Source organism: Faecalibacterium prausnitzii, from assembly GCF_003287405.1.
GTDB lineage: Bacteria > Bacillota > Clostridia > Oscillospirales > Ruminococcaceae > Faecalibacterium > Faecalibacterium intestinale.
The window spans coordinates 193,318-209,302 of the sequence record NZ_PRLD01000004.1 but is presented as its reverse complement, the minus strand read 5'-3'; the positions used below and the strand labels follow the sequence as shown (position 1 = coordinate 209,302).

13 protein-coding genes and 1 pseudogene are annotated in these 15,985 nt (G+C 52.7%); 3 read left to right on the top strand and 11 right to left on the bottom strand.

Translation table 11 applies throughout. From position 1 onward, the window contains the following. Positions 1-26: 26 nt before the first annotated feature. Positions 27-164 (bottom strand): annotated as a pseudogene (locus tag C4N24_RS06050) (ferredoxin); the annotation flags it as partial. Positions 165-279: 115 nt separating this feature from the next. On the opposite strand from C4N24_RS06050, the gene C4N24_RS06045 reads away from it, so the two are divergent. Next, positions 280-975 carry a Crp/Fnr family transcriptional regulator gene (locus tag C4N24_RS06045; RefSeq protein ID WP_112090705.1) on the top strand — a complete coding sequence of 232 codons (696 nt, stop codon included), beginning with the start codon at positions 280-282 and terminating at the stop codon, positions 973-975. Positions 976-1,283: 308 nt separating this feature from the next. Here the strand turns inward: C4N24_RS06045 and trxB are convergent, their stop codons facing one another. The 10 genes from trxB to C4N24_RS06000 form a co-directional block, all read right to left on the bottom strand. After that, positions 1,284-2,213 carry a thioredoxin-disulfide reductase gene (gene trxB, locus C4N24_RS06040; RefSeq protein WP_112090704.1) on the bottom strand — a complete coding sequence of 310 codons (930 nt, stop codon included), beginning with the start codon at positions 2,211-2,213 and terminating at the stop codon, positions 1,284-1,286. Positions 2,214-2,227: 14 nt separating this feature from the next. Next, positions 2,228-2,551 carry a thioredoxin gene (trxA, locus tag C4N24_RS06035; protein WP_112090703.1) on the bottom strand — a complete coding sequence of 108 codons (324 nt, stop codon included), beginning with the start codon at positions 2,549-2,551 and terminating at the stop codon, positions 2,228-2,230. Between the two features lie 223 nt (positions 2,552-2,774). Continuing rightward, complete coding sequence (locus tag C4N24_RS06030; RefSeq protein ID WP_242983196.1) at positions 2,775-3,623, bottom strand: nitroreductase family protein; 849 nt, start codon at positions 3,621-3,623, stop codon at positions 2,775-2,777. Positions 3,624-3,672: 49 nt separating this feature from the next. Next, entirely contained in the window at positions 3,673-4,716 is a 1,044-nt protein-coding gene (locus C4N24_RS06025; protein WP_112090701.1) for a ribonucleotide-diphosphate reductase subunit beta, read from the bottom strand. A 10-nt stretch (positions 4,717-4,726) separates the two neighbouring features. Then, entirely contained in the window at positions 4,727-7,243 is a 2,517-nt protein-coding gene (locus tag C4N24_RS06020; RefSeq protein WP_154266016.1) for a ribonucleoside-diphosphate reductase subunit alpha, read from the bottom strand. A 166-nt stretch (positions 7,244-7,409) separates the two neighbouring features. Further along, positions 7,410-8,621: an FprA family A-type flavoprotein gene (locus C4N24_RS06015; protein WP_005946385.1), complete on the bottom strand. Its 1,212-nt coding sequence runs from the start codon at positions 8,619-8,621 to the stop codon at positions 7,410-7,412. Positions 8,622-8,644: 23 nt separating this feature from the next. After that, the gene (locus C4N24_RS06010; protein ID WP_112090699.1) at positions 8,645-10,558 is read right to left on the bottom strand and encodes an acyl-CoA dehydrogenase family protein; all 1,914 of its coding nucleotides are present in this window, start codon (positions 10,556-10,558) and stop codon (positions 8,645-8,647) included. Between the two features lie 22 nt (positions 10,559-10,580). Continuing rightward, entirely contained in the window at positions 10,581-11,012 is a 432-nt protein-coding gene (locus C4N24_RS06005; RefSeq protein WP_112090698.1) for an RrF2 family transcriptional regulator, read from the bottom strand. A 130-nt stretch (positions 11,013-11,142) separates the two neighbouring features. After that, a complete protein-coding gene (locus tag C4N24_RS15150) occupies positions 11,143-11,382 on the bottom strand; it encodes a hypothetical protein (RefSeq protein ID WP_146746793.1) in 240 nt (79 codons plus the stop codon). A gap of 15 nt (positions 11,383-11,397) precedes the next feature. After that, positions 11,398-12,321 carry a helix-turn-helix domain-containing protein gene (locus C4N24_RS06000; RefSeq protein WP_112090697.1) on the bottom strand — a complete coding sequence of 308 codons (924 nt, stop codon included), beginning with the start codon at positions 12,319-12,321 and terminating at the stop codon, positions 11,398-11,400. Between the two features lie 156 nt (positions 12,322-12,477). Here C4N24_RS06000 and C4N24_RS05995 point away from each other — a divergent pair, with 156 nt between their 5' ends. Next, positions 12,478-14,220, top strand: coding sequence for an ABC transporter ATP-binding protein (locus C4N24_RS05995; protein ID WP_181573062.1), 1,743 nt, complete (start codon positions 12,478-12,480; stop codon positions 14,218-14,220). Next, positions 14,220-15,941 carry an ABC transporter ATP-binding protein gene (locus C4N24_RS05990; protein WP_207657270.1) on the top strand — a complete coding sequence of 574 codons (1,722 nt, stop codon included), beginning with the start codon at positions 14,220-14,222 and terminating at the stop codon, positions 15,939-15,941. The genes C4N24_RS05995 and C4N24_RS05990 overlap by 1 nt, the downstream gene beginning before the upstream one ends. Positions 15,942-15,985: the final 44 nt, after the last annotated feature.

The following is a 15,985-nucleotide window of genomic DNA, read 5'->3' as shown; positions in this document are numbered from 1 at the left end:
CACGCCTCTTCGAAGGAATCCTTACCCACGCCGTCCAGCTTAGGACAGCCCACCAGGGTGGTGTGTCCCTTGATGAACCGCTCGTGGAAAGCGGCGTAGGCGTAGGCGGTGCAGTCGGCGGCAATCAGGAGCCGTGCGCCGTCAAAATACGGGGCGTTTATCCTGATCGATTTCAATGATCCGTCGTTTCATGTTCGATCCTCCTGTTGCCTTTGTGCGTTCATTGTACTATACTAAGAGCAACAAGTCAGTTGAATTTTCAACGAAAGAGAACTTTTTATGAAAGAATTTTTTCCGCTACTTCATACGGCGGCGCTTTTCTCCGGCATTTCCGACGATGAGCTTGCCGTCATGCTCTCCTACCTTGGGGCGAGGATCGACACCTTCCCCAAAGGCTCACGCCTGCTCCGCGCCGGGGAGCCGGTGGAGGAGGTGGGTCTCGTGCTGGCGGGCAGCACCCTCATCGTGCAGGAGGATATCTGGGGAAACCGCAACATCCTCTCTAAGACCGGGCCGGGGCAGACCTTCGCGGAGGTATTCGCCTGCGCGCCGGGAGCGGTGCTGAACGTGAGCGTAGAGGCGGAGAGCGCGGTGACGGTGATGTTTCTGCACATAAGGCGCGTTTTGAGCGTGTGCCCCTCCGCCTGCTCCCACCACAGCCGGATCATCCGCAACCTGCTGGACGAACTGGCAGAGAAGAACCTGCGGCTCAACGAAAAGCTCACCCACATGGCCCAGCGCACGACGCGTGCAAAGCTGATGTCCTATTTTTCCGCCGAGGCACAGCGGCGCAGCGTCTATGAGTTCGACATTCCGTTTTCAAGGCAGCAGCTTGCGGATTACCTCGGTGTGGATCGCAGCGGGCTGTCTGTGGAGCTTGGAAAAATGCGGGATGAGGGCCTGCTCGACTTTCACAAAAGCCATTTCCTTCTCAAAACGCCGGAGACTGACCGTCCCTTTCCTTCTGCGCGTTAAGGAGCCCTCTTTGGGCGTATTGGCAAGTGCGGATAACCCCGTCAGCCACGGAGCGTCGGGGTTTTGCAGATGGAAGAAGCAGCTATACTACGCAAAAAAACACAGCCGCAGAGTACATCTGTGGCTGTGTTTTGTGTTCAGTTGCTTACTGTTGCGTGGACTGGATATGGAGAGACAACATATCTCCCGATCTTACATGGGTTTCTTATCTGCCATCACTCTGGCAGTTTGCCTTGCAGATATGTCGGCATCCCCACTGCGGTCGTATCCGGCCTGACCTTAAACATGGCTTTTTCAATCTACCTTCCTTATCGGTTTTCCGCGATATACTTCTCCGCCATGTGAACTGCCACCGCGCCGTCCGCCACGGCGGTGACCACCTGACGGAGGGGCTTCGTCCGCACGTCGCCCACGGCGTAAACGCCGGGAATACTGGTTTCCGTGGTCTCTCCGGCCACGATATAGCCGCCGCCGTCCAGCTCCAGTTGACCCACCGCCAGCGCCGTGGCGGGCTGTCGGCCCACGCTGACAAATACGCCGTCGCAGTCCACCACGCTTTCCTCACCGGTGACGGTGTCCCGCAGGCGGACGCCGGTCAGCCTGTCCCCGGAAAGCAGTGCGGAAACGACGCTGTTCCAACGGAATTCCACGTTTTCGGCCTGTGTCAGCGGCTCGTGATAGATTTTGGTGGCCCGCAGGGTGTCTCTGCGGTGGACGAGGATCACTTTTTTCGCCACGCGGCTGAGAAGGAGGGCATCTGCCGCGGCGGAATTGCCGCCGCCCACCACGACCACCGTTTTGCCCTTGTAAAACATCCCGTCGCAGGCGGCGCAGTAGGCCACGCCTCGGCCCACCAGTTCCGACTCTCTGGCCACGCCCAGCTTTCTGGGGTTCGCACCGGTGGCCAGCACCACGGTTTTCCCCAGGAAAATCCCCTCGCTGGTCTCCACGAGCTTGGGAACCGCCGTCAGATCCATGCGGAGGACTTCTACGTATTCGCTGCGTGCCCCGAAGCGCTCCGCCTGCTTTTGCATCTTCTCCGCCAGAGAGAAGCCGTCGATCCCGTCCTCAAAGCCGGGATAGTTGTCGATCTGCTCGGTCAGGGCCATCTGCCCACCGGCGGACAGTTTTTCCAGCACGATGGTGTCCAGCCCCGCCCGTGCCGCGTACAGGGCGGCGGTGTAGCCGCCCGGTCCGCCGCCCACCACGAGCATATCATAAACATGATTGTTGTTCATATCTGAACCCTCCGTTATTTCGCCAAGGCTTCCTGAATGAAACGGTCGATTTCTGCCTTTGAGCCGGGCGCGATGATGGAATCCACGGCCTTTCCGTTCCGGTACAGCACCAGAGTTGGGATGTCCTCGATCCCCTCGGCCCTCGCCAGCCGCGGCTCCTCGTCAATGTTGATTTTGCCGACGGCAAGGCTGTCCGCGTATTCCTCTCCAATCTTCTCATACGCAGGGCCGATCCTCCGGCAATAGCTGCACCAGGGCGCCCAGAAATCCACCAAAACAGGCTTTTCCTCCCGGATCAACTGCTTAAACTGCTCCTGATTCATATTCATAGCTGCCATATCTGTCAGCTCCTTTCCTTTGTTTGGGTATTCTCAAGACTCCGGTCTCGCCCCACACCACATTGTGACCTCATCCTGAGATGACGGTAGCCATATAAAAAATACCTCCTATTTTCCTTACTCAGACTCTGACTGATAGGTTCTTCCTTTCTAATGAAACATACGCTCAACCGCGGATCGACGGTCGCGCATTTCACCGTTGCCTTGCTTCCCCCCAGAGTCGTTACATGTGGTACACCGCAGCGGAGCGAAGTCCTTCCGGCAGGCCGTCGGGCGCAGCAGGTGAAAGTTCCCAGCGTACCTGCCCCGCCCACTGGGAGGCGACGGCGGAGAAGTGGAGCATGACAATACCGAGATCCAATGCGGCATCCAAATTATCGGTGTAGGCATCCTCCTGCTGCACCAAATAGATGCTGTGGTCCTGCACAAGGAAGCCATAGGGCTGACGGTTGAGATAGCTGGGGGAGAGCGAAGCGGCGTAGATGGACTGCCAGAGCATATCGTCGTAGAAGTCCATCATCTCGTCAAGCCCAGACTTGTTGCTCCAGCTCCCCATGTGAACCAAATCGTGCACGCCCTTTTTGGGCGCGTAGTACTGCTGCTCGGCCCGCACATCGATCTGAGACATACTTAGGATATTCAGCCGCAGCTTTTTTGCGGTCTTTTCCCCGTAGCCAAAGGCAACGATTGCCGCCACCTCTAACGGGGTGGCGAGAGACAGTGCCATTTTGATTTTGTCGCTGTCGGTGAAGGTCATCCAGCAGGTGTCAATGTCCAACTCAGTCAACTTGAGGACGAGATCTTCCATCATGTAGCCGGCGTTGATGGCCGCATAGGAATGCGGGGCAGACATAAGGAGCAGGTAGTGCGGTGCTCCGATGAGAAATTGATTATAGCCCGCTGAGCTCTCCAGCGCCGGCTGTGCATCCTTGTCCAAGACGATCAACTCCGTTGCAATCTCCGGGACAAGACGGGGGCAGGTCTTTTCATAGTAGGATCGGAGCTGGCCGATAGCCTCGCTCGGAACTTCCTTTTCGCGGAATGCGCGAACGGATCTGCGATTTTGAATCATAGCGCTGTAATTCATAGTAGTATCTCCTATTCTGATGTCTTTGGTTTTCTTATAAATCGTCTATCAGTGCGGTGCTCTTGGCGTAGGCGGTACTGCGTGCCTCAAAGAAATCGGTCTTGACCATGTTGGCGTCGGCGTACTGGCTGACCCATTCCATGCTCTCCGGTTCGCTCTCAAAGCCTGGATACAATGCGGGATAGCCAAGGCTCGTCCAGCGGAGGTTGCCGAGATAGCGGATGTAATCGCTGATCATCTGCCGGTTCAGCCCTGGGATGTCGTCGCCGATTACATAATGCCCCCATGCGATCTCCTGCTCCACGCCCTCACGCATCATCTCGCGCAGCGCTTGTACGCTCTCGGCGGTGAACAACTCCGGCTGCTCCTTTTGCAGCTCCGTGATGATATTGCGGAACAGCCACAAGTGCGTGTTCTCATCGCGGTTTATGTAGCGAATCTCCTGCGCCGAGCCGGGCATCTTCCCGTTTCGGGAGAGATTGTAGAAGAACATAAAGCCGCTGTAAAAATAGATGCCCTCCAAAATATAGTTTGCCATCATCACGCGCAGCAGCGTGGGAGCGTCCTTCCGCTCCTGAAACGCGTTGTAGCAGTCCCCAATGAAGGTGTTGCGGCGCAGCAGATGCTCGTCCGTTTTCCATTGGTAGAGGATGTCATTGCGCTCCACGGGGGAACAGATGGTGTCGAGCATATAGCTGTAGCTCTGTGAGTGGACACACTCCTGAAACGCCTGAATGGACAGGCAGAGATTGACCTCGTTGGCGGTAATGTAGGCGCCGATATTAGGCAGGTTCGCTGTCTGAATGGAATCCAAAAAGACAAGAAAACTCAGAATTTTATCGTAGGCGTTGCGCTCGGCTGACAGCAGGCGGGGATAGTCCTTCACATCCTGCGAGAGATTGATCTCCTCAGGAATCCAAAAGTTGTTCATGGCCTGCCGGTACCAGTCGCTGACCCAAGCGTACTTCATATTGTTGAAGTCGTTGAGGTTAGTGGTATTGCCGCCGATCATGCGCCGCAGGCGCACATCAGGGTCGCCCTCCGGGTTAAAGAGGGGCTTTTTCTTCAGTTCCGTCATGCTATCCTCCTTATGACGAGCAGCTTTCGCAGGTCTCGACCTCAAGGGCCTTGCTGCGGACATAGTAAATGGTCTTGACGCCGGCCCTCCACGCCTCCAAATACAGTCTGAGCACCTGACGCATGGAATAGTCGTTGGTGATATAGAGATTCATGCTCTGCGCCTGGTCAATATGTCTCTGGCGAAGGCCCGCGGCGCGTACCGACCAGCTTTGGTCGATTAGATGCGCTGCCTTATAGTACCACCATGTGTCCATAGAAAGCTCCGGAGCAACGCGGGGCAGCATGCTGCCCTTTTTTTCCTCTAAGAAGAATTTCTTCATAATTGGATCTATGCCCGCCGACGTGCCGGAGAGGATAGATGTGCTGGAGGTCGGTGCGACCGCCAGCAGATAGGCGTTGCGCATTCCCTGCACCGCCACCGTTTTCGCAAGTGCCCGCCACTTTTCGGAGGTATAACCCCGCTTTTCAAAATACGCGCCCGTCTGCCAGTCGCTGCCCTCAAAGAGCGCGTAACGACCCTTTTCCCGTGCCAGTGCTGTGTCCGCCTTGACGGCGGCGTAGTTGATGAGCTCGAACACTGCGTCGGTGAAGGCAAGGTGCTCATCGCTCTCCCAGTGGATGCCGCGCTTTGCCAGCATGTGGTGGTAGCCGCTGACGCCCAAGCCGATGCTGCGGTACTTCTGATTGGTAAGCCGCGCGTATTCCAACGGGTAGAAGTTGAGGTCGATCACATTATCCAGTGCGCGGATGGCCGTTTCCACCGTGCGTTCCATATAGGCCTCGTCCTCCACCGGCAGATTACCGAGAGACAGACTCGCCAGATTGCAGACCACAAACTCACCTGGGCGTGTGGCCGTCACCACTATTGTGTCGCCGTTCTCCGTGTGCACCTCAGTGCTGATGTGCTCGATGGGCGCCATGTTCTGCGCGATCTCCGTACAGAGATTGGAGCAATAGATCATTCCCGTGTGGCCGTTTGGGTTCATATGATTTACACTGTCGCGATTGAAAGCGAAGGGCGTGCCGGTCTCCACTGCCGAGCGAAGCACCAGCCGCACGATGTCCTTGACGGTGACGCTGCGCTTTTCGATGCGCGGGTCATTGACGCAGTCCAGATACCGCTTCTCCCATTCTGTACCCCAGTAATCCTCCAGTGCGTAGCCCTTGACCGTGAGGATCTCATGCGGACACATGAGATGCCACGGCGCGTCTATGTTCTCCTCCGCCAGTCGCCAGAAGAGATCCGGATAGCACACGGCGGGAAACACATCATGTGCCTTCATGCGGTCGTCGCCGTTGTTGGTGCGCAGTTGAAGGAATTCCGGCAGATCCCGGTGCCATGCGTCTAAGTAAACCGCCACAGCGCCCTGCCGCATCCCCAACTGATCCACAGCCACGGCGGTGTCATTGACCAGCCGAATCCAGCGGATAACACCGCCCGCCGCCCCTTGAAAGCCGCGGATGGTGCTGCCTGCAGCGCGCACCTTACCGAAGTACATCCCCATTCCACCGCCGAATTTAGAGACCTTTGCGAAGTTGTCCAGCGAGCGGTAGATGCCGTCCAGACTGTCCGGCACAGTGTCCACAAAGCAGCTTGAAAGCTGATGGTAGGGCTTTCGTGCGTTGGACATGGTAGGTGTCGCCATCGTGACCTCCATACGGCTGAGCATATCGTAAAAGCGTTTTACCCACCCCATGCGGTCAGAGCCTTCGTTCATAGCAAGATGCAGCGCGATACCCAAAAACATCTCCTGCGGTGTTTCCAGCGGCACGCGGCTGCGTGACTGGATCACATAGCGTTTGAGCAGCAGGTCAAGGCCGGAGTAGGTGAACAGCTCGTCCCGTTCCGGGCAGAGAAAGTCCTCCGCCATGGCAATCTCCTCGTGGGTATAGTGGGCAAGGATATAGTCACCGTAGAGTCCCTTATCCGTCAGATAGCGAAGCTTGCCATAGAGGTCGCCGACGCCGCGCCCCTCCCATTCCTGTGCGTTGCGACAGCGAAAGGAGTGGTTCAGAAGCCGCGCCGCGATGAACTCCCACTTGGGTGCCTCTGCCGTAGTCAGCTCTACCGCTGCCTTGGTCAGTGCCTCAGCCCGCTCATCCTCCGTCATGCCCAGGCGACAGAAGCTCTCAAACTTCATTTGAAGCGCCGCGAGGGAGTAGACTTCCTCGGTAAAATCCATCTGGATGCGACGCAGCACCTCGTCAAGCGAGTCATCCCCTACCGTCCGCGCGATGGTATGCCGGACACGGCGCAGCGCAGACCGCTTTTCGCGGTAGAGAATGTACGCCTTGGCCACCTCATAGTGTCCGCGCTCCATGAGCGTTCGCTCCACCTCGTCCTGCACACGTTCTACGGTGAGCGGCACTGTGACGGAGAGATTGTTGAGAACGGTGGCGAGGATCTCATCCATCTCTCTGCTCCCGATCTCCTTGCCCTGTCCGTCAAACGCCTTTTTCATGGCGTTGAAAATTTTCTCCTGTTGAAAGGGAACAGACTCCCCGTTTCGTTTTCTGATCTCCATTTCGATCCTCTCATCTTCTCCGGTCACTTCTCATGTCCTTTTGGGCAAAGAGCGGGCAAGCGCAGTATCACGCTTGCCCGCTCTGTTTTTGAAAGCCGGTTTTTCTGCAGCCGACGCGGCGGGGCTGTTTGTTGTCTGTTGTCTTGGTTTTGGCTTTCCTTGCCAGTTACTTCATAGATTCCAGAATGGCGTCCGCCAGTGCTTCCAACTCAGTGCGCTTGTCCGTGCCCATGGACGAGGCGAGACTGAGCCGCTCGTTGAGCACCGTCATGTTCTTAAGCTCATTGTTGACGAATTTCTGCATGAGGTCACCGGACTTCACCGCCCATGAGCCGTTTTCAATGATGGCAAAGGTGCGGTTTTGCAGATTCAGTGCCTTCATATCCATGAGGAAGTCATGCATGGCGGGGTAGATGCCGAGGTTGTAGGTCACAGAGGCCAAGACAATGTGACTGTACTTAAACGCCTCGGAGATTAGCTGGGAGACATGAGTGGAGGACACATCGTACATCGCCACCTTGCTCATGCCCTTATCGCAGAGCGAGGTCGCCAGCGCCTGCGCCGCGTTCTCCGTGTTGCCATACATAGAGGCGTAGACGATGAGCACGCCCTGGGTTTCAGGGGCATAGCGGCTCCATGTGTCGTACTTTTCGATGAACCAGCCCAGATCCTTGCGCCACACGGGGCCGTGGAGCGGGCAGATGTACTTGATCTGATCCAAAACGCCGCCGGCCTTTTTCAGCAGGAGCTGGATGTGGGGGCCGTACTTGCCCACGATGTTGGTGAGGTAACGGCGGGCGTCGTCCAGCCAGTCCCGCTCGAAGTCCACCTCGTCGGCGAACAGCTTGCCGTCCAGCGCGCCGAAGGTGCCGAAGGCGTCGGCGGAAAAGAGGACGCCGTCGGTGACGTCGAGGGTCACCATGGCCTCCGGCCAGTGAACCATAGGCGCGCCCACAAAGGTGACGGTGTGCTTGCCGAAGGAGAAGGTGTCGCCCTCCTTCACCTCGATGCACTCATGTCCGTCCACATGGAAGCCGAACTGCCGCATGAGCATGAATGCCTTCTCGTTGGAGATCAGTTTCACCTTGGGATGGCGCAGCAGGATCTCCTCGATGCAGGCGGCGTGATCCGGCTCCAGATGGTTGACCAGCAGGTAGTCCAGCTCGCGGCCATCCAGCACATACGCCAGATTTTCCAAAAGCTGGCGGCAGGCAGACCAGTCCACCGTGTCAAAGAGCACCGTCTTTTCATCCAGCAGGCAGTAGGCGTTGTAGCTTACGCCCCGGGGAATGGGAAAGCAGTTTTCAAACAGGGCCAGGCGATGGTCGTTGGCGCCCACCCAGTAGAGGTCGTTCGTTACTTTACGCACGCAATACATCTTATCTTGCCTCCTTCACGGCCTCAAGCCTTTACAAATTGATCCTTCGCCTCCGCGCACTCGGGACATACCCACTCGGCGGGAAGCTGCTCAAAGAGCGTACCGGGCGCGATCTCGCCGTCCTCGTCGCCCAACTCCGGCACGTACTCGTAGCCGCAGCCGCTGCAGACGTAGCGGTCGCCGATGGGGGCGGGCTTCGGCGGCGTGGGTCGCTTCATCTTTACCATGGGCGGCGCGGGCAGCTTTTCGCCGCTATCCAGCGCGGCAGTGAGCAGGGGCAGGATCTCCTCCACATCGCCTACGATGCCGTAGTCGCAGTTCTTGAAGATAGGCGCGTTACCGTTCTTATTGATGGCCACGATGGTGGAGGCGTCCTTGATGCCCTTAAGGTGCTGAGATGCGCCGGAGATGCCGCAGGCGATGTACAGATTGCCGGTGAACTTCTGACCAGACATACCCACATAGCGGTTCAGCGGCAGATATTTGAGAGTCTCCGCCACAGGGCGGGAAGAACCGATGGCCGCGCCGGCGGCCTTGGCCAGCGACTCTACCAGTTTCATGTTCTTTTTCTCCCCGATGCCCTTGCCCGCGGAGACCACCCGCTCCGCCTGCGGGATGGGCGTATCCATAGGAATGCCGACGGAGAAGTCGTGACCATCCTTCTTCAGCGCCGCCACAAGGTCGGCCACCTGCTGGGCAGCATCCCCCTCCCGGAAGATGGTCTTTTTGCGAATGCCGGTGATGGGCGCGGGTTTCTTGGCCGCCGAACGGCTCTCGCCGCCGGAGCTCTTGCCCAGCCTGCCCAACAGATGAGAGGCGATGACCACCCGCTGGATCTCATTAGTGCCCTCGTAGAGGGTGGTGATCTTGGCGTCGCGGTAGGCCCGTTCCACCTCCATGCCCTTGAGGTAGCCGCTGCCGCCGTGGATCTGCAAGGCATCGTTGGTGACCTCCAGCGCGATGTCCGAGGCGTACATCTTCGCCATGGCGGACTCCATGCCGTAAGGCGCGTGCTGCTCCTTCAGCTCCGCCGCGGAGTAGATGAGGAACCGGGCGCAGCGCAGCTTGGTTGCCATATCCGCCAGCTTGAAGGCGATGCTCTGCTGGGCCGCGATGGGCTTGCCGAACTGGACGCGCTCCTTGGAATAGCTCAACGCGTGCTCAAACGCGCCCTGGGCGATGCCCAGCGCCTGCGCGGCGATGCCGATGCGTCCGCCGTCCAGCGTGGACATGGCAATCTTGAAGCCCTCGCCCTCCTTGCCCAATAGGTTTTCCTTGGGAACCTTCACGTCGTTGAAGATCAGCTCCGCCGTGGAGGAGGAGCGAATACCCATCTTGTCATAGTGGTCGCCGAACTCAAAGCCCTTCCAGCCCTTCTCCACGATGAAAGCGGAGATGCCCCGAGTGCCGATGTCCGGCGTGGTGACGGCGAAAATCACATAGGTGTCCGCCTTAGGGGCGTTGGTAATGAAGATCTTGCCGCCGTTGAGGAGGTAGTAGTCCCCCTTATCCAGCGCCGTGGTCTCCGTGCCGCCGGCGTCGGATCCGGCGTTGGTCTCCGTAAGGCCGAAGGCGCCGATCTTCTCGCCCTTGGCCAGCGGAACCAGATATTTCTTCTTCTGCTCCTCGGTGCCATAGGCGAAAATGGGCCATGAGCCGAGGGAGACGTGGGCGGAGAGGATTACGCCCGTGCCGCCGTCCACACGGGCCAGCTCCTCCACCGCGATGGCGTAGCTCAGAGCATCAAGACCGGCACCGCCGTACTCCTTGGGGTAGGGAATGCCCATCCAGCCCAGCTTACCCAGCTTCTTGACAGCCTCCTCGGGAAACTCATTGTTCTGATCCATTAAAAATGCGAGGGGCTTGATCTCCTCCTCCGCAAAACTCCGGATCTTCGCGCGCAGCTCTTCGTGCGCCGACGTGGTTTGAAACAGCATACGGGTACCTCCTTTTACAATTTTACAGCTTGCTTGTATCTTGGGGATCGGATCCGCCGGTCAGCAGCCTGCGCAGGCTCACGGCACGGAACGCCTCGTCCTGCTTTTTCTGCAAGGCCGCCAGCTGACAGTGGATGGCGCACCGCCCATGCTTGTCCTGCCAGCGGCATTCATATCCCGGCTCCATGCAGGCGCACAGGATGCCCCGCTCCCCCACGACCCCCATGAGATCGTAGAGGGAGGTCGCGTCCAGATCGCAGGACAGCTCGCAGCCGCCGAGAGCGCCGCGGCTCACCCGCACCAAATTGCCGGCGGAGAGCTTGCGCAGAATCTGGTAGGCAAACTGATTGGGGATCAATTCCGTTTCCGACATCTCGGCCACCGAATGCTTCTCCCCGTCCAGCAGCACCCGCAAAATGCGCAGCGCGTAGTCCGTCTCTTTGGTGATGATCATGCTCCACATCCTCTTTTCGCTTGCTTGTTAATACCATCATATCAATCTTGATAATTTTTGTCAAGATTATTTCAAAAAAAATATCGCTTTATTACAGACCGCCCCAGCCCGGGTCAGCTTCGCTTTCCATTCAGCGAAAAGCCATGTTCCTTTTCATATTGACAATCTCCTGATCGGGATTGAGCTTGATTTTCATGTTCGCCACCTCTTTCTTGTTTATTGATTGTGGCTTTATCATACCGCAGGGCAAAGTCTTTTTCTGTGACGAGGTTACATTGATAAAAAGGGGCTGCTGCACTGGCTTTCTTCCTTGTGCAACAGCCCCATAACGATTGATTTGGTTGATTTTTAGGGGGTTAGGTTTATCCAAATTAGTATAACACTTTTATTTTCTGTATTTTGAGGGAGTAAATCCATAATACCTTTTGAATATTTCAATCAATCTACTGGGGTTGGAGTATCCAACAATTCTTGAAATTTCCGCAATGGTGAGGTCGGTCTGAATAAGCATATGCTCGGCTACAGAGATCCTTTTCCTCTGAATGTATTCAGTAATGGACATATTATAAACTGACTTAAATAGCTTTTTCATTTTGCTTTCACTCATACATGCAATGGTGGAAAGCGTCTGCAACGTAATATTAAAACTGTAATGTTCGTCCATATAATGCGTTAGTTCATCTAATGCCTGCAAATCTGTTTTGTTAATGGGTTGGCCATTCTCTTCATTTAGTCTGTTTTCTTTCAAATATGAAGCAAGATAAGAGATGATTTCATATATTTTTACTTCTACTGTAATTCTGGACGCTTTCATGGAAAGCAGATACTCATATAGGCTTTGCATAGCATGATTAACATTTGGTAAATAGAATTTCCCTTTTTCTTTGAAAAAATCAGAAAAGTTTACTTCAAGATCACCGGAAATTTCCTGGAGATACTGATCAATAAATTCCTGGTCAAACTGCACGGTAATACATCTTAATGGAATCTGAGGATGATAAATAGCTTTATACTTTTCAGATGGTTCATAGCAGCGCAATGTATTCGGAGAAATATTTTGATACGGATAGAATTCATCTCCTGCGCCACTAATATAGAGAGCAAGTACATAACCAGACCCAATATGTTCTCCGACCATAGTTTCCTGGTTAAATCTTATATCTGTCACTGTAATGATGAAATCGTGGTGAACCTCACTCGTCCATTGAAATCCGGTTCCATATTTTGGGTTGATCTTATAATATGTTCCGTACTCTATTGGATTCTTTATCGATTCAACAAAGAAATCATCTCGTTCAACTTCTATCATTGGCTCCTCCCAAGGATACCTCGTTTAGATTTATTAATACCTTGTTTAGACTTTATATCTGTTTTGTCCTTTACAGTTAGCTACATCTAATTATAATGAAAGAGCTGATGTATGTCAAACCGTTTTTAAGCAAAAAGAGGTGTATATTTGAAGTCAATGCGCAGTTTATATAAAAAACTATTTCATTATGTCCCAGATAAAAGAATTTTGGCATATTTCTCCATGGCACTATCTGCCGCTGCCGTCTGCTCATATATGGGAGCATATTGGTTTCTGTGGCGGTTCATTGTGTCTATTCTGGTTATTCCCGTATATGAGAAGGCTATGTATGACGCAATTATTGTAGTCATACTTATGATTTTACGAGGCATTCTCAACATTGCATCGGCAACGTGTTCCCACTACTTAGGCTTCCGGCTTGAAACAAACTTAAGGAAAAATGGGCTTCATAAATTATTGGATGCCTCTTCTTCCTTTTTTGACCATAACAGCTCTGGAGAAATTCGAAAAATTATTGATGATAACGCAGCAGAAACACACAAAACAGTGGCCCATTTGATTCCGGACAACGTCACTGCTGTTATGACGCCGGTGTTAATGTTTGTGCTGATGTTTGCAATAGACTATCGCCTTGGTATTCTCCTGATTCTTACAACTGTGATTGGTGTTCTTCAGTATCGTAAAATGTCCGGTGGTACTGAATTTCTGTCTGGCTATTCAGCGGCGCTTCAAAAGATGAGTGCGGCAACAGTAGAATATGTCAGAGGAATGCAGATCATAAAAATCTTCGGTGTAACTGTACAGTATTACAAAACTCTGATTAACTCGATCAAAGAGTACAAACAGTACGTCTATCAGTATAGCCTCAGCTGTAAGAATCCCTACGTTGGATTCCAGGTTCTGTTCAACGTGTTTTATGCTTTTGCTGTACCAGCCGCAGTTGTATTCATCAGCTATGGAGAACCTGCTATGCTAATCCTGGCAAAGATTGTTTTCTTTGCTGTGTTCTCCGGAGCTGTATTTACTTCTTTCACATCGATCATGTTTACGGGGCAGGATAACTTTGGCGCACAAAATACGCTGAATCAGCTTGATGAGCTGACTACTTCTATGGATCAGGCAAAGCTTCCACATGGAAACGAAGAGACCTTCCAAGATTTCAATGTTGAATTTCGTCATGTTGACTTTAAGTATGATGACAACTTCGTGCTGAAGGATTTCAGCCTGACACTTCATCAGAATAAAACTTATGCGCTCATCGGGTCTTCCGGGGGAGGAAAATCTACCATTGCAAAGCTGATTTCAGGTTTTTATCCTGTCGATGGCGGCGAAATTCTGATTGGTGGAAAGAACATTCAGAGTTATTCTGAAAAAGCTCTCATTCAGAACATCGCATTTGTTTTCCAGCGCAGTCAATTACTAAAGACCTCAATTTACGAAAATGTCCGAATCGGAAATCCTCAGGCAACACGGCAGCAGATTATGGATGCACTTGACGCAGCGAACTGCACATCCATCCTTGACAAATTCCCCCAGCGGGAGATGACCGTCATAGGGGCAAAGGGCGTATACCTTTCCGGTGGTGAGGTGCAAAGGATCGCCATTGCAAGGGCTATTCTAAAGAATGCGAATATCGTCATTATGGATGAGGCTTCTGCAGCTGCAGATCCGGAAAATGAATACGAGTTGCAGCAGGCTTTCCAAAAACTGATGAGGGGCAAAACAGTTATCATGATTGCACACAGGCTGTCCTCTATTCAGAATGTAGACCAGATCCTGTTTGTCCAGAATGGAAAAGTTGTGGAACAGGGAACCCACAATGAACTGATGGCCTGCAATGGACGTTATAAGGATTTTCAGGATGTATACTGCAAGGCAAATCAGTGGAGGTTGGCATGATAAAGACATATCTAAAAAGAGCCTTCCAGCTGAGTGATTCGGGTGTGAAGGGCCTTGAAAAATCAATCTGGTCATTCTTTCTCTATTATGTTTCTTTTGTACCGCCGATGATCTGTGTTTTTCTGTTTGCAGACAGGCTGTTGAATGGAAATGCCGGGAAACCGGTGGTATATCTCCTGTTTATGCTGGCAGCGACCCTGGTGATGTACTTAGTTATTAACTATAACTATAAAACGACCTATGATGAAACCTACCAGGAATCTGCAAATTTAAGAATTGATCTGGCGGAACAGCTTTCCAAACTGCCCCTATCCTATTTTTCAAAGCACAATTTGTCTGACCTTGCTCAAACAATCATGGCAGATGTGGCTTCGATTGAGCATGCTTTTGCGAACGCAGTGGCTAATTCCATAGGGTTTGCAATTTACTTTTTGGTTATCAGCGTAGCCCTTCTGATCATGAATTGGAAATTAGGTCTCTGTGTATTGCTTCCCGTTCTTACTTCTGCTTCGGTTCTTTTCTTGACAAAGAAACTGCAGGTCAGAGATGTAAATAAACATTATGATAAGTTGAGAGATATTTCCGAAAGCTTTCAGAATGCAATCGAACTGAATCAGGAAATTAAAAGCTATGGGTTGAAAGAAAAAGTAGAAGCTCAAATGGACCAGCAGTTGGATGAGTCAGAAAATCTTCAATGGAAAGCTCAGATCACCCAGACAATTCCTGTTACAATCGGCCAGACTTTATCTATTCTTCCTATTGGAATCACGGCGACTGTTGGCCTTTCAATGCTCGCCTCCGGTCAGGTAAGTATCCTGATTCTTCTGGGCTATATTATTATGGCGGCGAAACTCAGCGGGGCCATGGGTGGTGTTTTGCTCTATCTGACGGAAATCTTTTATTTGGACGCAAGAATTGCCCGGATTGGTGAAATCAAGAATCATGAACTTCAGGGTGGAGAAAAGGCAGTCCTTTCAGATTTCAATGTAGAAATAAAGGATGTTTGTTTTTCCTACCAGAAAGACACCCAGGTGATTCGCCATGCATCCTTTACGGCGGAGCAAGGACAGGTAACCGCATTGGTCGGTCCCAGCGGCTGCGGAAAAACAACAATGCTTAAGCTCATCAGCAGACTATATGATGCAGATTCCGGTACCGTTCAGATCGGAGGAACCGACATACGAGAAATTCACACTGATAGCTTGTTCAAGTATGTTTCCATTGTTTTTCAGGAAGTCATTCTATTTAATACTTCTATTATGGAAAATATTCGCCTTGGGCGGCTGGATGCTTCTGACGAAGAAGTAATACGAGCTGCAAAACTGGCTGGTTGCAATGAGTTTGTCAGCCGTCTGCCAGACACCTACCAGACAATAATCGGGGAAAATGGAGCCAAACTCTCCGGCGGAGAACGTCAGCGGCTGTCCATTGCCAGAGCAATCCTGAAGGATGCTCCAATTATCATTCTGGATGAGATTGCTGCATCGTTAGATGTGGAAACAGAAGTCCAGATACAGACTGGATTAAATCATTTGATTCAAGGCAAGACCGTGATTGTTATTTCACACAGACTGAAGTCTATTGAAAATGCAGATAAGATCGTCGTTATGAAAGCAGGTACGGTAGAAGCCTGCGGAAAACATGCTCATCTGCTGAAACAGTCGCCCACATATAGAAAGATGATTGAAAAGTCCAATCTGGCAGAGAAATTTAACTACTAAGCAGGTTACCCTTCAGATGCAGACCGCACTGTAGGGTAACATAA

What these genes read in the sequence shown, in the direction of transcription:
- C4N24_RS06045 (WP_112090705.1), top strand. Translation starts at nt 280, where the DNA reads ATGAAAGAATTTTTTCCGCTACTTCATACGGCGGCGCTTTTCTCCGGC.
- trxB (WP_112090704.1), bottom strand. Translation starts at nt 2,213, where the DNA reads ATGAACAACAATCATGTTTATGATATGCTCGTGGTGGGCGGCGGACCG.
- trxA (WP_112090703.1), bottom strand. Translation starts at nt 2,551, where the DNA reads ATGGCAGCTATGAATATGAATCAGGAGCAGTTTAAGCAGTTGATCCGG.
- C4N24_RS06030 (WP_242983196.1), bottom strand. Translation starts at nt 3,623, where the DNA reads ATGATTCAAAATCGCAGATCCGTTCGCGCATTCCGCGAAAAGGAAGTT.
- C4N24_RS06025 (WP_112090701.1), bottom strand. Translation starts at nt 4,716, where the DNA reads ATGACGGAACTGAAGAAAAAGCCCCTCTTTAACCCGGAGGGCGACCCT.
- C4N24_RS06020 (WP_154266016.1), bottom strand. Translation starts at nt 7,243, where the DNA reads ATGGAGATCAGAAAACGAAACGGGGAGTCTGTTCCCTTTCAACAGGAG.
- C4N24_RS06015 (WP_005946385.1), bottom strand. Translation starts at nt 8,621, where the DNA reads ATGTATTGCGTGCGTAAAGTAACGAACGACCTCTACTGGGTGGGCGCC.
- C4N24_RS06010 (WP_112090699.1), bottom strand. Translation starts at nt 10,558, where the DNA reads ATGCTGTTTCAAACCACGTCGGCGCACGAAGAGCTGCGCGCGAAGATC.
- C4N24_RS06005 (WP_112090698.1), bottom strand. Translation starts at nt 11,012, where the DNA reads ATGATCATCACCAAAGAGACGGACTACGCGCTGCGCATTTTGCGGGTG.
- C4N24_RS06000 (WP_112090697.1), bottom strand. Translation starts at nt 12,321, where the DNA reads ATGATAGAAGTTGAACGAGATGATTTCTTTGTTGAATCGATAAAGAAT.
- C4N24_RS05995 (WP_181573062.1), top strand. Translation starts at nt 12,478, where the DNA reads ATGCGCAGTTTATATAAAAAACTATTTCATTATGTCCCAGATAAAAGA.